The organism is Natronoglycomyces albus (genome assembly GCF_016925535.1).
GTDB lineage: Bacteria > Actinomycetota > Actinomycetes > Mycobacteriales > Micromonosporaceae > Natronoglycomyces > Natronoglycomyces albus.
Window position 1 is genome coordinate 1 of the sequence record NZ_CP070497.1, and the last position, 14,756, is coordinate 14,756.

Annotated in this window: 18 protein-coding genes; 11 read left to right on the plus strand and 7 right to left on the minus strand. The window is 61.2% G+C overall.

What is annotated here, in order from left to right; all coding sequences use genetic code 11:
- Entirely contained in the window at window positions 1-642 is a 642-nt protein-coding gene (locus JQS30_RS16800; protein WP_213173130.1) for a ParA family protein, read from the plus strand.
- A gap of 188 nt (window positions 643-830) precedes the next feature.
- Window positions 831-1,034 carry a hypothetical protein gene (locus JQS30_RS16805; RefSeq protein ID WP_213173131.1) on the plus strand — a complete coding sequence of 68 codons (204 nt, stop codon included), beginning with the start codon at window positions 831-833 and terminating at the stop codon, window positions 1,032-1,034.
- Window positions 1,035-1,095: 61 nt separating this feature from the next.
- On the opposite strand, the gene JQS30_RS16810 is transcribed toward JQS30_RS16805, so the two are convergent.
- From JQS30_RS16810 to JQS30_RS16815, 3 genes are all read right to left on the minus strand, one after another.
- Window positions 1,096-2,490 carry a hypothetical protein gene (locus JQS30_RS16810; RefSeq protein WP_213173132.1) on the minus strand — a complete coding sequence of 465 codons (1,395 nt, stop codon included), beginning with the start codon at window positions 2,488-2,490 and terminating at the stop codon, window positions 1,096-1,098.
- Between the two features lie 250 nt (window positions 2,491-2,740).
- Complete coding sequence (locus JQS30_RS17900; RefSeq protein WP_425498883.1) at window positions 2,741-3,364, minus strand: GNAT family N-acetyltransferase; 624 nt, start codon at window positions 3,362-3,364, stop codon at window positions 2,741-2,743.
- A complete protein-coding gene (locus tag JQS30_RS16815; RefSeq protein WP_213173133.1) occupies window positions 3,271-4,176 on the minus strand; it encodes a GntR family transcriptional regulator in 906 nt (301 codons plus the stop codon). Before JQS30_RS16815 ends, JQS30_RS17900 begins: the two co-directional genes overlap by 94 nt.
- A gap of 212 nt (window positions 4,177-4,388) precedes the next feature.
- Between JQS30_RS16815 and JQS30_RS16820 the strand changes: the two genes are divergently transcribed.
- From JQS30_RS16820 to JQS30_RS16860, 9 genes are all read left to right on the plus strand, one after another.
- Entirely contained in the window at window positions 4,389-4,712 is a 324-nt protein-coding gene (locus tag JQS30_RS16820) for a WhiB family transcriptional regulator (RefSeq protein WP_213173134.1), read from the plus strand.
- Window positions 4,709-5,275, plus strand: a complete 567-nt coding sequence (locus JQS30_RS16825; protein ID WP_213173135.1) for a DUF4326 domain-containing protein — start codon at window positions 4,709-4,711, stop codon at window positions 5,273-5,275. The genes JQS30_RS16820 and JQS30_RS16825 overlap by 4 nt, the downstream gene beginning before the upstream one ends.
- Window positions 5,272-5,529, plus strand: coding sequence for a hypothetical protein (locus JQS30_RS16830; RefSeq protein ID WP_213173136.1), 258 nt, complete (start codon window positions 5,272-5,274; stop codon window positions 5,527-5,529). Before JQS30_RS16825 ends, JQS30_RS16830 begins: the two co-directional genes overlap by 4 nt.
- 1 nt (window position 5,530) lies before the next feature.
- Entirely contained in the window at window positions 5,531-5,824 is a 294-nt protein-coding gene (locus tag JQS30_RS16835; protein WP_213173137.1) for a hypothetical protein, read from the plus strand.
- A gap of 2 nt (window positions 5,825-5,826) precedes the next feature.
- A complete protein-coding gene (locus tag JQS30_RS16840) occupies window positions 5,827-7,149 on the plus strand; it encodes a DUF2637 domain-containing protein (protein ID WP_213173138.1) in 1,323 nt (440 codons plus the stop codon).
- 326 nt (window positions 7,150-7,475) lie between these two features.
- Entirely contained in the window at window positions 7,476-8,273 is a 798-nt protein-coding gene (locus tag JQS30_RS16845) for a hypothetical protein (protein WP_213173122.1), read from the plus strand.
- Between the two features lie 18 nt (window positions 8,274-8,291).
- Window positions 8,292-10,298 (plus strand): Fic family protein, encoded by a 2,007-nt coding sequence (locus JQS30_RS16850; RefSeq protein ID WP_213173123.1) that lies wholly within the window; start codon window positions 8,292-8,294, stop codon window positions 10,296-10,298.
- Window positions 10,299-10,324: 26 nt separating this feature from the next.
- Window positions 10,325-10,519 (plus strand): hypothetical protein, encoded by a 195-nt coding sequence (locus JQS30_RS16855; protein WP_213173124.1) that lies wholly within the window; start codon window positions 10,325-10,327, stop codon window positions 10,517-10,519.
- A 1,219-nt stretch (window positions 10,520-11,738) separates the two neighbouring features.
- Window positions 11,739-11,978: a hypothetical protein gene (locus tag JQS30_RS16860; protein ID WP_213173125.1), complete on the plus strand. Its 240-nt coding sequence runs from the start codon at window positions 11,739-11,741 to the stop codon at window positions 11,976-11,978.
- A gap of 39 nt (window positions 11,979-12,017) precedes the next feature.
- On the opposite strand, the gene JQS30_RS16865 is transcribed toward JQS30_RS16860, so the two are convergent.
- The 4 genes from JQS30_RS16865 to JQS30_RS16880 all read right to left on the minus strand — a co-directional run bounded on the left by JQS30_RS16865 (window position 12,018) and on the right by JQS30_RS16880 (window position 14,409).
- On the minus strand, window positions 12,018-12,308 hold the full coding sequence (locus JQS30_RS16865) for a hypothetical protein (RefSeq protein WP_213173126.1): 291 nt from the start codon (window positions 12,306-12,308) through the stop codon (window positions 12,018-12,020).
- 106 nt (window positions 12,309-12,414) lie between these two features.
- Window positions 12,415-12,777, minus strand: coding sequence for a hypothetical protein (locus tag JQS30_RS16870; RefSeq protein ID WP_213173127.1), 363 nt, complete (start codon window positions 12,775-12,777; stop codon window positions 12,415-12,417).
- A 33-nt stretch (window positions 12,778-12,810) separates the two neighbouring features.
- Complete coding sequence (locus tag JQS30_RS16875; RefSeq protein WP_213173128.1) at window positions 12,811-13,800, minus strand: hypothetical protein; 990 nt, start codon at window positions 13,798-13,800, stop codon at window positions 12,811-12,813.
- A gap of 384 nt (window positions 13,801-14,184) precedes the next feature.
- Window positions 14,185-14,409, minus strand: coding sequence for a hypothetical protein (locus JQS30_RS16880; RefSeq protein WP_213173129.1), 225 nt, complete (start codon window positions 14,407-14,409; stop codon window positions 14,185-14,187).
- Between the last annotated feature and the right edge of the window lie 347 nt (window positions 14,410-14,756).

A 14,756-nucleotide genomic window follows, 5' to 3' on the forward strand; every position in this document is an offset into this window, starting at 1 on the left:
ATGAATAGCTCACCACGAGTTGTCGCCCTTATCAATCTCAAGGGCGGCACGTCCAAAACAACCAGCTCGGTGTACTTGGCCGATGCGCTTCGCGAGGCGGGGTTTCGCGTGACCATGGTCGACGCGGATCCGCAGGGTTCGGCTCTGCGGTGGCAGGGCCTAGCGGATTTGCCGGTGCCGGTGATGGGGATGCCCACCCCCACACTGCACCGTCAAATCTGGCGGGTCATCGATCCGGCCGGGGTCGATATCGTCGTTATCGACAGCCCACCTCTGGAAGAGCAAATGGGTATTGTCGCCTCGATCTTGCGCGTCGCGACCGACGTCATCGTGCCGATGGCTCCCACCATGATGGAACTGGACCGAATCAACCCGGTGTGGAACGCCCTGGCCGACGCCCAAGGTAGTCGCGACACTGACCCCAACGTGTGGGTCCTACTCAACCGCACTGTGGCTAACGCGGCCTCCACAAACACCATTCGCGGCCTACTCGAAGAGCAACACAAACCCGTCTTTGAGACCACCATCCCGCGCCTGGAGGCATACGCCCAGGCGTTCGGATCCTCGGTGCCCGCCAGTGATGCTGACGGCCACTACCTCGACGTGGCAGCCGAACTACTCGACGCATGGAAGCAGAACTAGCCGTGGCAAAGAAGACCAGAAACCAGACCCGCGCCGAACAACTCCGCGCCTCAGCCCGTGCGGTCACCAACAAATCCGCAAGTCCGGACGTCCGTACATCCGGACGTCCGGACATACAGACACCTGCACCCGCTGCGCGTCCTCAACCTGCAAAAACACGCACCGCTACCCGTGTCGAGCCCATCCGCATGACTGTCAACATGCCACCGGTGGACCACCGCAAACTCAAACTCTGGAGCGCCCAAGCCGCCGCAGACCTCGACCTACCCGAAGTCGCGGCCGCCGAAGTACTGCGCACCCTATGGGAAATAGCTGTCGACGATGACGACCTACAAGACCGCATCCGCCAACGACTGCTGACCTCCGGAGGTAGCCTCCGCTCCCGCCGATAAACACAAAAGCGGATGTACGGACATCCTTATGTCCGTACATCCGCACTTTCAACGAATTACCTCACCGCCGTTGTTGGCCTCGTGACGCTGACAGTTTCCGCCGCAACTCCGCCACAGCCGCCTCGGCTTCAGCGCTGCGTACCGGCCGCGACAGCCCAGCCTCGGACTCCTCGGTCTGTTTCTGGGTGCGCACTTCGGCGCGTTCCTGGGCACGCTGTGCAACCCGTTGGTGTTGTCCGGCACGGTATCCGGCCGGAAGAGACGGCCGAGGCGGTGTCACTGGCAACCCGGTTTCCTGGTCGACCCATTGGGCCAGGCGGTGGCCAATGACCGCGATCTGATCACGCGCTGAAGTTACCGTGATGGCGTACCGGACACCGTTGGGTTGGTGATCAATCGCGTGCATCAGCGCTGAGGCTGACCAGCCCGCATCCCACCACATTTGGAGCAAAAACCCTAGTCGGGCCGTAGAAACATCCCACCGCGCCAGCCTGCGCAGGTTTCTCACCGCTGCCCTCCTGGCAGAATCAGACCGGGGAACCCGCCGATCCCAAAGGCCATCTTTTCGTCGCTGCCGCGCCGTAGGCGCGACCTCATCTATCTCCGAGTCTGCTTCGAAAACGGAACCTTGAGCACGCTCAGACCGAAAACCCCCGTCCAGCTCGCAGATTTGCTCCCTGTACGGACCCCTAAAAGAGGGAGGTCGCGAAATTCCGGTAATAGATGAAAAAACCCTGTTCAGGGCGTTCATGTCCGAATCGGACTCTACTGCCTGGCCCTGATCCTCATCACGCCGCGTCGACGCGGAGGCGGTGATCGCGTAGATCCCCGCGCGGCCCTGATCGGCCTGGAGACCCGCAGCAGACACACCCCGCAGCAGACACACCAGCAAACCAGCTTCTTCGAGCCATTGGATCGCGTCATATGCCGAACGTGTCGAGACCACCAGCTGCGCCAAATCAGCCGCAGATCCGCGGCCCTGAACATCCTGCCCCGCCGCTGCCCACTCCTGCATAATCCGCGTAGCGACCTCAGCAACGCGCGCCCCCGTCGCCTGCACAACATCCTGGTCCCAATCCACCAGCTGCGCCAGGGCGAACACCACCGCGCGGGTACGCCACCACCGCGAGCGATACCACCGCGCAGGCTCCTCATGGGTATCGAACGCGGCCAGGATCTCGCGGGGGTCAGTCAACACCCGCGCCCCAGAGCCAGGCTCCCTGAGACGTTCTAGGCGCTCCTGGGCCACCTGCGGAACCACCCAACCGGTGGGCCGCTGGGCTTCAGCCTGGCAAATTCGCCGCCCTGTCTCCGTCAGCTGGCCCCAACTGCGACGCGCCCGCTCCTGGGCCACCGCCCGCCGCTCCAAACGCCTACGCCGCGCACCAGAACGCCGGGGTTCACCACCGAGGCCAAGACAGCCGTCAACCTCACGCGGCTCTGACGGAGTCCACAACGCATCACCCTGATGAGTTCGGCACACCCAGCCCGCAGACTCCACAGCAGGCGTAGAACGCCCCAACCCATAACAAGGCACACACCAACCAGGCAACACGGAAGTGGAAGCTGCCACAGGACCAGTAGAGGTTGGCCCAGCCGAACACTGATCAGCTATGCTAGGCGAATACGTCACCGCCACCACCGCCTCCTCGGCGGTTGAGGTGGCGGATCATAAAAAATAGGGCTCGTCCCCACGGATCGCGTCCTTACATTTGGTGAAAACGAAGCTCTGAGCACGAGATTGGCGTCCTGTGGCTCAGGGCTTTCGTTATGTGCATTTTTAATTGCTGTTGTCCACTGATGGTACTCAACGTCATATTCTCTGTCACAACGGTGTGTGATGTTTGTATTTCCGCAGGTCGTTGGAACAGCGCACCAGTGAACCGAGGCATGTTAGTTGGTCGCAATGGGGTGTCCATGATGCGCACACAATCAAACTGATGGCGTTCATAGTACGCATGCAGGCCCCAATTATCGCGACGGCAATCTAGGCGAATATAGGCTTTATTCTCAGCCCGCGCTTTCCGCCCTACCCAATCTAGTATTGCGCCGCCTAGGTCATGTCCACTGTGATGGCGGGAAGTGATCATTTTATAGACATATACCGCGTTATTGAGGTCATCGGTTTCAGTCCACCAATCCAAATCAGGGCCATCTATTGTGGCAGTTCCCGCCACGTCATTAGTAGACTCACACACCACAACCCACGCTTTTCCTGACGCGACTGAATTTTTCATTAGCTGGCGTGATTGAGCATGATGCAGTGGTACCCACTGGTCAATTCCCGCACGTGCCATCCATTGCTCAGCCTCTGCCCTGAGTTCCACCATTGACTCAATGTCATTATGTTGAGCTTTACGAATAATGTACCGCATAACGCCTCCGACTTGTAACGGATTATGTGCCTGTCACCAGGGCAAATAGTCACAATCACGCGAACGGGATTATGATTTTCATCGAATCCTGTTCGTGTGTGTTCGAGCACTGGAATTGTTGATTCTATTTCGAGTCGTCTGCATTCATCTTCGTTAGGCATCCGAATTATTTCATAGTCCTGGAATTCAATTTGTTTGTGTCCTAGATATGCCATTATCCCGCCAGGGACAGTAACATCACCCGGCTGTAGGAGTATTTTTCCATTCTTGGATTCCACTAGCCACATAGGGTAATGACTATCAGCAATCTGCCAGGGGCGACCATCAATAATGCGAGTTCTTGCGCGCTGCAAAACACTCTCGCCTATCTCTATTTTTAGGCGTTCTGCAATTGTTTGTGATGCGGCAATAATAGTCGGGGAAATATCCTGAGTCCCCTCGCGCCCTTGGCTAGCTACGTCCGCTTGCCACGCATCCCCATTTGCTGAATCAGCATCACGACGAAATGCTCGGTGTTCAAATTCCTGGGGCCACCATTCCAGACGACGATAGACCCGCACTTGGCGACCGCGACCACGAGTAGCCGCTGTCAATCCCTCAGCATCCAGCCTGTTCAGTGCTCGCAGAGCTGTGCCTCGACCTATGCCGTAATGCTGCGCCAAAACATCGGTGGTTGGCAGGAGCTCCCCAGCTCCCCATTCGCCATTCTCAATACGTTTGCGCAGGTCAGACGCAACCATCTCTTCTTTTGTTCGTGTGCTAGCCACCGTTATCACTCCTTCATCGAACACCACTGTATCAAAAGTTCGAACTTTTTTGCATGAGTGGCTTGACACACCACGTCCCATCCCGCATGCTATTAAAAGTTCGATTTAATCGAACTTATAGAACCTACCGAACTTTTCCAAAAATCAGCTAAAAAGCCCTGGTGAGGGGCCTAATCCATCACCAGGGCGACCAGACACGATTGGAGCGTGACATGGCAAATCGAACTGTACCGGTTCCGGGGTTGCCCCCGGTGCCGAAGTGCGCCCGGCCGGGTGTTCGGCCGGAGGCGTGGTTTCCATTGTCGGAGGAGTCCTCAGAGGTCACAGCGGCTTCTATGAGGTATGCCCGTGCGTTGTGTGCGGGGTGTCCGGTGGTCGCGGAGTGTCTGGAAACAGCGCTGACGACGGGTGAGGATTACGGGATTTGGGGTGGTCTGACTAGCCCTGAGCGGCGGCAGATCCTCACAGCGCGAACCACGATGGATCTTCTCATTCCCCGCCTGACGGCGGAAGAGAACGTGGCGGTGGCGGCATGACTTCTTCTGTTTTGGCTCCGGTTCCTGGGTCAGTGACCGGGTTGTTGGAGCGTGTAGCGGCTACCGGTGTAGTGCCGGCTAGTGCGTTGGCTGCGGCTCCTGGTCGTGTTCAGCGGCGGCGTACCGCTGGGTCACGCCTCCCGGCCGGGGCGCGGGTGGTGACGCGCGGCACGCGGTACGGCAACCCTGAAACTGCGGCGGATCCACGTGTGGCCGTGGCCGCCTATGCGGCTCATCTGCTGGCCACTCCCAGCCTCGTCGACGCGGTTCTACGCGAACTACCTGGCCTCATGTTGGCCTGTTGGTGTCCCGTTGAGGCACCGTGTCACGCAGACGTTCTAGCCGCAGTGGCGAATGCTTTTCTCCCGGTCGCGGCAACGCAGGTCATTGCTGGGAATCTGCGTTGCCGCGCCTGCCCTTCCGCTGCGGCCTGGCTGATACAGGGCCACCTCAACGGACGCGCTTCACAGTGGGTGCGCGCTTGGTGTACGAGTTGCGCGGTGGGCCTGGCGGGAGATCCGGACGCCCTGGCGGCTCTGGCCTACCGGGAGCGGTCCCTATGAGCCCCACTCCTGTGATTACTTCTGCGCCGTCACGGCCGCGCGTCATCGCGCGCACCAACGTGCAGCGGGTACAGCGGCAATGGCGCGCCTCGGGTGAACCGGTGCTGGTGCCGGTTCTGGCCGCGCGGATCCTCATCGGGGTTCCAGCCCAGATTGCCTGGTACTTCCTGGCGTTGTTGCTGGCCGCCTCGACTAAGGGCCTATTGGGCGCGGCCGCGACGGCTCACCGCGCTATCGCGAACGGGGGCCGCTGACATGACTTCTTCGTACCGCCTGCCGCACTCACCGCGTAGCCCTGAACACCGGCGCTACCTGTGCGTCGACGCGGTCGCAGCGCTGGATATGGAGGCGTTGCACTCCCTGGTTTGCCGCCACGGTGCGACCGCGAACGATGTCACGTTGGCTGCGGCGCAGACCGACCGCACCACCGATGAGCTCGCGCAGGCCCTGGCCGCGTGGCTGCCAACAACGGACGTGACCGTTGGTGAAGCGGCCCGGCTCATCGGCACTCTCTCCCAACCTCCCCTTCCGCTTGATTTGGAGTTTTAGTCATGACGTATTCACCTGAGATGACGCGTGCTGAGGCGCGGGCACGTCGTATCGAGGCGACCACGGCTGCGCAGATTGAACAGCGCGATGCTGAGGCCAAGCGCCGTATGGAGTTGGAGGCGCACGCTGCGCAGTTGGACGCGCAGCGGCGTTCTGAACGGCTTCAGGCGGAGTTGGAGGCTGACCGTGCAAAACGCACCCGCGCTCAAGAGCGTTCCCAAGCTCGTCAGGCGCGCCGCGCAGCTCGGGCTGAGGCTCGTGATGCTAAGCGGGCTAAGAAGGCCCAGGCTCGTCAGGCGCGCCTGGACGCGCGTGCCAAAGCGCGCGCCGCTGCGGCGGCGTACTTGCGTAACAATGCGGGTTCGGCGTATGCCACGGGCGTGTATGGCCTAGCGGCGGCGGTGGCGCTGTACGGGCAAATCACTGTCAGTATCGCTCGGGATTGGCCAATTTTGTTCGGTATCGGTTCGGGAGTGATGCTGGAGTCGTTGGCGTTGGCCATGGCGATCACGGCCTCCCAACAACGCCTGGCCGGGGAACGTGCGTTGGTTCCGCGCATCGGAACATGGGTCGCGGCGTTCTTTGCTGCTGGCATCAACTACACCGCGCACGCTGACGACACGTTGCTAGCGGCAATTCTGGCCGCCTCGTCTATCGCGGCTATCACGCTGTGGGAAGTGCGTGATGGGGCAAAGAACCGCACGGCACTACGTAAGGCCGGAGTTGTTCCGCAACCACCCACCAAGCTGGGTTGGCGTCTGTGGATGGTTCACCCGTTCCGTTCCGCCCGTGCGTGGCGCTCTGATGTGGTGGGCCGTTTGGGCGGCAACGCGGCGGAACTGTTCCGCGCCACCGAGCGGAACAAACGCAGCGGAACGGCTCCGGCCCTGGAGTTGGCCACCGCCAACAAGACCGAGAGCGGAACAACCGTCACCGCCCAAGCGGAACACCGCGATTGGGATGCGGAATTTGCCGCCATTACTGGTGTGCCGATTGCGGAACAAGACAGCGGAACAACTGAGCCAGCCCCAAAACAGGATGATGTTCCGGCCAAGGAGGCCAAGACGGAACAAGTTGACGGAACAACCACCGCTGAGCCCACCCCGGAAGCGGAACAAGTGAAGGCCGGAACGAAGGGCCGGAACAACAAGACCGGCACGAAGCGGAAGCGGAACACGAAGGACACGCTCAAGGCCGAGTTGTTCCGTTTGTGGCAGGGCGGAGCAAAAACCACCGCTGAACTGAAAGTGGCTGCTGCTGAGAACGGGCTGTCTGCCTCGGATCGCTACATCCGCAAGCTGATCAAGGCATGGGAGGCGAGCTGATGGGGATCTGGACGGGTTTTTGGCGCGATACCAGTGACCGGGTCGGGCGGCATCAGAAGGCGCGGATGCAGTCATGGTTTGCGCGGCATCCGGTCACGTTTGGGGCCGCATGGGGTGCCAAGGCGTTGGTGGTGAATGCTCCTCGGGCCGTTTGGCGCAATGGCAAGGCCTCCGTGGCAGCGCTGCGGGGTGAACCGGTCGTACGTCTGATGTCTATGCCTCAAAAGGATGCGGGGTCATCGGTGACAACGGTGGTAGAGACCAGCCGTATCTCGGATGGTTACACCACCACGTCCACGCGCACTACACGCACTGAAGGTGGTCGCGTGATTGACATGAACGATCACCGCCCTACACCACAGCGGGTGGAATTCACCCCGATTCAGAAGGAGAAGACTGTGACCGCAGGTCGCACTATGTTGGCAACGACTCCGTTGGGGCGAACGTTTTTGGCCCTGGCCGAAGAGTTCGACTCATTCATTCCAGCACGTTCAATCGAGGCGGCCTCGACGTGGCACATGCTCACCGAGTCCGCCCGAGGTATGCGGGCGATCAGCGCCGGTATCGAGGAATGCGCCGACGTCATTGCTGCCTGCGGGCTACACCAGCGGGTCTGCAACCGGTTGTATGGGGCCGTGGAATCGTCCGCAGCGATGTCATCGGCGTTGGTGAAGGCCCAACGCAAACTCGAAGATCTCTACGAAGGGCAGCTAGAACAAGAAGCATCCGCGGCCACGACCATCCAGCCGGTTCCGGTTGACATTGCCGGTGATGAGGCGGCCGGAATCGGGCCTCTCACACTGGCGTTGGCGGTGAACTTTGAGAGTTTCGAGCCGACGTTGGAGGCGGAGGCTAGTTCGATTTTGGAGCTGATCAAAACCTCGCAGGCGGGGTTTGCGCTGATGGGTGAGGCTATGGAAGGTCTGGGTGTGCGCATGGCGCGTCACAGCATTGATCAGCGTGTACGCCAGCTGGTGCGCTCCTCCTCAGACCACGGTGTCTCTACTGCCATGTCGTTCCAGGCGGCCCGTCGGGCTATGACTGAGCTGTACCACGGCCAGGTGTCGCAGGAAAATTCCGGAACTACCACCATCCGTACGCTGCCCTTTCGGCGCGTGGGCTAACCGCTGAGAGGTCCCATCATGGCAAAGAAACCATTCAAGAAGTCCCGTAACAACGATGGTGTGAAGCGTGGTTCAGCGCTGATGCGTGGCTGCCGCTACACCGTGTCTCACTGGCGGGGCCTGTTGCCGGTGCTGTGCATCGGCGCGGCGATGGCGTTTTCTGGTATCGCGCAGGGTTTCGCTTGGGCCTATGGCCCCTGGGCGTGGGCCTGGATCGGCGCGTTGTCGCTGGTGCTGTTCGTGTGGGCCGATGGCTGGATCGGAGAGTTGGATCTCTCGGCACGCCCCCCAGCCATTGGGTTCTTGCTGTTCACAGCGTTTTCAGTGGTGTGGCTGATCCTGGCCGGGGCCATGATTGAGGCCTACATGTTGGTCATCTTCGGCGGCCTGGGCCTGGGCACGTGGTGGTGGCACGGGGAGGCATACCAGCAACACCGCACCGCACAGCGGGCACGCCGCCGTATGGAAAGTGTGCTGTGCAAGCTCGGGTTGAGTGAACAAACCCGCATCACCAGCGTGAACGTGGGCAAGAAAGGCCGCGCTGATGCAATTGAGTGGCGGTTGTACCTGGGCGATAACGACAGGGTCAGTCACCTCAGCGCCGAAGACATTGCCCACCTGTTGAAGGTCGACATCGCTCGGGTGGTGGTCCGCAAGGTGGAAAAGGGCTCCACGAGGTCGGTAAAGATCGTGCAGTTGGCTGCTTCCCCTGAAAAAGCGGTCGACCCGGTGCACCCAGCGGTACGCCCAGAAAACCGAGCAGAAGGCTCAGAGTGGGCACCGGGGACCCGCTCGGTAGTGGAGGGCCTACCGGTAGGCACTGTTCTTGGTTCAGCGGCTCCGTCCCTGGTCAAGGTCTATTCGGACCAAAAAGATGTCAAGCACTTCATGGTGCTGGGACGCTCCGGGTCAGGTAAGACTTCCTCCACCTCGGGGGTTCTCCTGTCGGCTATTGCCTGCCGTGACCTGGTCATCGGTGTGTGTGACATCCCCAAAGCGGGCAATCTGGCGGTTCCGTTTGCCCCAGCGCTGCACCGGGTGACCACCACCATCGACCAGCTGGAGGCTGACTTGCGAGGCATGTTGGCACTGGGCCAAGACCGGATCCGGCGCATGAACGAGGGCAAGGTAGTCGGACCCGGTGGCAAGCCGCTGCGCAAGTGGAAGCCCAGCCCAGCGGCACCGGCGGTGCTCTACCTCATCGACGAGCTGGGCAACACCATGCGAGACCTGGAAACCGACGATGCTGAGCGCGCCGAGGTGATCTGGAATCTGCTGGTCTCCAACGCCCAGAGCCTACGCCAGGCGGGCATCATCCTCATGCCGATCTCTCAGGACGCGAAACGCGAAAGCATCAACACCACCTTCCGCAAGGCAATGTCTAACTACATGGTCCACCAGGTCGCTACGCCTCAATGCGTCAACGGCATCTGGGGCGGGTACGACCTGGACCTCTTCGAAGCTGGTCTACCCAAGCCGGGCATGTGCTACGTGGGAGACACCGACGGAGCTGCCCCCACCAAATCAATCGGATACGACATGGACCAGGTCATCGAGGAAGGCGAAGAGTTCGACGCCGCCGTGGACACCTACGCGGAAGCCCGCCCCTATCTGCCCGCTCCCTGCGTGCGGGTGCTGGGCTGGGGCGACACTCTACACGGCGCACAAGACCAGCAGGAGGCCCACGACATCACTATCAAACAGGCCGAAACACTCAACGGGCTGAACTTGCTAGCTGACGCCGTTGACGACACTGCCGAGACCATCCCGGCCGGAATCGGGATCATCAGGGGCACCGAAGAACCTGAAACGGGGGACGATGAACGTCTCCAGGCTGTCCTAGAGGCCCTGGCCAACACCCAAGACGGACTCTCACGCGCTGACGTTGAGCGCGTGCTGGGTGTCTCCACCGCCACCACCAAACGACTCCTAGGTGTCCTCCAAAACACCGAAAAAATCGTGCGGGAAGGGAAAGGACGCGCCACGCGCTACCGCATCAACACCGCTGCCCTGACCGCAGCCTAACCAGTCACACAACAAAAGGAGACCACATGTTGCAGCGCCAACCCGACCCCATCAAAGACATGAGCCTAGACCAGATCATCCACGCAGCCTTGGGCCAAGCAGCCTACAACGCCGAATCCGGTTACCACAACGAAGCCGCTACATGGGCCTCCATCGCTCAGGCTGCCTCCACGTTCCACCTATCGCAAAACCTCAGCAACGCCCTGGCCCAACGACACTAACCACACAGCAAAGGGCGGCCCCGCGACAATCGCGGGGCCGCCCTTTTTTCGGCTCACAACCACATTTTACGGCTCACAGACGCCCGCTTAATGCCTCATCGTCGTATTTTTCGGCTCATTTATCGGCTCACAGACACGCTTTACGGCTCATTTATCGGCTCAGGTGAGCCGAAAAAACAGACATTCAGGCATTAACCGGTCGCCTTGGGCACTCCCCATAGGGGCTAGGTCCTCGCGTGAGCCGTAAATCCGTGTCTCCGGGTGAGTGCGCATACGCGGGCACGGGACGTACGGCCACGAAAACGCGCGCCTCACGGACGGCTGCAAGCACAACAACCGCGCCAGCGTTCCGCGTTCACTCGAAGTGCACTAGGTGTGACCCTCACGCGCGAGTGCTTCGCGAGGGTGTCGAGAGAGTCCCGCGAAGTACTCGCGAGGGTGTCGAGAAGTACTCGCGGGAGCTTCGCGTGGGTGTTCTGGATCCGCGTCTGTGCTTGCGTGGATCTGCACTATCACAGAGGTGTATGACGCTGCGTTTCCTCAGCGTTTCCTAACCGTTCGTGACCTGGGGTTTTGCGTTCAGCATTTTAATGCATAGGCGTGTAGGTCATGGGTGGCTAGATCTGTGATGAGAGCTAGAAAATATGGGTGGGTGTGGGTTGAGTTCATGGTGGGTTCAGATCATGGATGTTCTGGGCATGATCTGGGGGTGTTTAGGATCAGGCAATGGGATCTGATGAGGATGCGACCTATGCCCGGTGGCGCGAAACGCTCCCGACCCCACCGGAGGGCGCGGCCGGGTGTTTTCACTGCGGCGGGATCGGGATCGTAGGCGTGAACGATGTGGGGGATGTTTCATGGCTGACCCCAAGCACACGGCCTGAGGATTGGGAGACGTGTGTGTGCCGGTTCGGTGAACCCAACTGACCCCAGATCCGGGGTCCCTTCGTCGACGAAGTTCTGTGCTCTGGGGTTCGTCGACGAGCCTTCCCGGCCCCTGTTTCGGGGCCTTCTCTAGGCTCAAAAAATTGCGTGTATCGGAAGATACCTTGGTACTTCCCCGAAATTCCTCTTCTGCTCGCGTCCGGCTGAGGGTGGCCACCGGGTCCAAGAAACCACCACCCGCCACGGGTGGTGGTTTGTCTTCTTGGGCAGGGAGCCAAAGCGCGGCCGCGTGTCATGGGCTCACTCCGGCCGCTGAGGGCGCGAGGATGAGCTCATGGCATTCACACCAACACCGACCCGTAGCGCGGCCGCACTCGCGGCCGCTGAGGCCCTGGCGGCCACGCATGACATTGCCCGGGGCCGCGTTGAGGCCAGGGAAGCGCGCGCGGCCGCCTGGAACCGCCTGGCCGATGGGCTCCTGGCCGAGCCGTTCCATGAGGACCAGGACGTGACTGCGGCTGTGTTGTTGGCGGTTCAGGCTGCGGCTGAGGCAGATCTAGAAGCGCGCGGATAAGGCCCCACCGTTTTCGGTGGGGCCTTGCGAACAGTGGTTTTAGTTCGTCACGGTTAGTTCTATGGATGCCTGGGTGCCGTTGCTGTATCCGGGCCAGGTAACCGTGACGCTGGTGGATCCCTGGTCGATCTGGTCACGCGCGCTGCCACCGCCGAGGCGACCAGCGGCCAACGACACCGCCTCGCGCGACCCCGCCCCGCGCAAACAATCGCCCTCCGCGTTGATGTGCCAGGTCAGGGTGGGTTCACCCCGGCGTGGCAGCGCTGCGGTGAGTACGGTGCGGATCAGCGCGTTCTGGGCCTGGGCCGCATCAGTGCTGGCATTGGTCATACTGAAACCTCCTGAGTTCGTTCGGTTCTCGGGTTACCGGCCGAGGGAGCCCTAATCCCTCGGCCTCATTTCTGGTTGTTTTTTGTGCGTTGGTGCTGGTCAGGGTTTAGTCCAGGCCCAGGGCCTCGGCTACGTGTGGAGGAACGGCGGCTTCATCGTCGTAATCGACAAAATCGCCGGGGAATTGCACGGCGGCCACGATGTCGGCCCCGAGCCTTTCCCAGTCCTCCCAGTAGGCGGTTTCGTCCTCGCCGTAGGTGGCGCGCTCAATGTGGGCATCAAGGTCGAAACCCCAGTCGAGATCGCGCAAGTGAAGGTGGATGTCGCGGCCGTTGGCCGCCCAGGTCACTTCAGCGCTGTCGTCCTCGACCTCGTCAGGGTCGGTCACCAGGTAGTGGGTTCGGCTCAGCGCGATGCCGATCGCGGCGCGGCGGTAGATGGCCGGGTCGGTGATCAGGATGGGTTCCATGCTGGTGCTCCTTCGGGGGTGATGAGGGGTGAATTACGAGCGGTTGGTGTGGATGGCGATGAGGTGCTTGTCTTCAGCGCCAAGGTTGATGGCTGCGGCGCGGTCTTCAGGCGTGAGAGTTTTCTGGTTGACCTCAGGAATCAGGTCAATGGCACGGGCGCGGAAAAGAGTCCGAAGGGCCGCGTCGACCTCGTCGCGGTCAGCGGCCAGGTGTTCACGTACTTGGGCTAGGGGCACCCACGCCCCCGGTTCCCGCGCCAACGCCGCGTAGGCATCCCGTAGCCGCTGTTCCAATGCGCCGCTGGGATCCACGGCCTCCACGGCAGCCGCTTCGGCGGCCTGGCCCTGCTCCTGGCCTTCATCGGCGCTGTTCTCCTGGCCCTCATTTCCAAGGGCAACGGTTTTGCGTTTTTCCAGGTCAGCAGACAGAGATGGCGGGATGTTTGTCGCGCCGTAACGGGTGATCGCAGCGCTGAGTCGCCACGTGTAGTCCGCAACGCGGGCCGCTGCGGTGGCCGGGGGTAGTTGGGGTGGGGTGGTGGTGTGCCGGGCCGCTGCGGTGGCCAGGTAGCCGGTGGTGGCGGTCAGGTCCTCCATGCACAGACCCTCCATCGGGCGAAGATGTGCGCGGCCGCGCTCGTCTTCGGCTACCGGTTCTAGCAGCACCTCTTTCCAGGTTTGTTCATCTGTCCCGTAGCGGTTGATCATGGTTTGGCGTTTACCGGTCTCGCCCGTGATCGTCTCGCCAATGCTCTCCCAGGAGCAGCCGCGTAGCCGCGCGGCTAGAACCGCCGCGCGTAGTGTCTCCTGGGCTTCCTGGACCAGGTGTGCGGCGGCCTCCACCGCCTCCAGAGGATCGGATTGGGCCTCTATGAGGATGCTGGCCCTATCCGCGACTCCTGCGGCCATAGCGCTCAGCCGCAACTGGGCTAGCTGGCCGTCGGTGAAGGTGCGGCATTCGGCATAGACCCGCTCGCGCAACTCTTCAGCGGTGGGCCGCGGCTGTGAAGTCTGGTCGTTCATGTCATCTCCTTCGTTAGGTGACGACGTTGACGTTACGCCCCACACCACCGCGTGTCAAGAAATTTTGACAAGTCAATTCAAATTGACGCTAGGGGCTAGGTTGTGGGAAGCGCCCTTCCCGTGAGTAATCCCGATGCCTGAAACCTGCCTCAATGACCGGTTTACGCTACCGCCCAGTAACCCACCAATACCCCAGAAGGGTATTTACCAGGGCCAACACTCACAGACACACTGCCGGCCACGCCGGCCGGCCACCCACCACAACCACACAACCAGCACCAACACAAACCACACCCCAAGCGCGGCCGCGCATACCCCCACCGTGCGCGGCAACGCGAAAGGGAGGGCACCCATCGTTGTGGGTGCCCTCCCTGTGGGGCGTTGTTACGCGGCGTTGGTGGTGATCTCCACCAGGAGGATCTGGTGCGGCATCAACAGAACGGATTTGCCTGTCATGTGCAGCCAGAAGGTTTTGCCCTCATCAAACGCCGCGTGCATGGTGTCCGCCGTTTCGCGCTTCACCTGCGTTTCGACCGTGGATCCACCCACCATATGAACAGTAAGATTCAGCGGCTCATCGGCGCGGAAGACATCATTCAGCATGTTCATGTTCATTCGTCCTCCAGGTCAGCCAGTAGGGCGCGCACCGTAGCAAACGCCGCTTCCAGGACCTCACCTGCCGCTGCACACCAACCCCCACACCACACCCAGCAACCACCTACGAACTGCCCCCTTCACCACCGGTACGCCCCCACCGCGTGACACACCAGCACTACCGCAGGTCAACCCCACTGTGTGACCGTCACACCCGCCCTGAAAACCTACGGATCCCCCACGGCGTTTAGCAGAGGTTGACCCAGAAGTGCCACACATTGAATGTCCGTATGTCCGTATGTCCGTACATCCGTAGGTGCGGACATACGGACATTGGCTCATTGAGGCGGTACGCTGCCCCA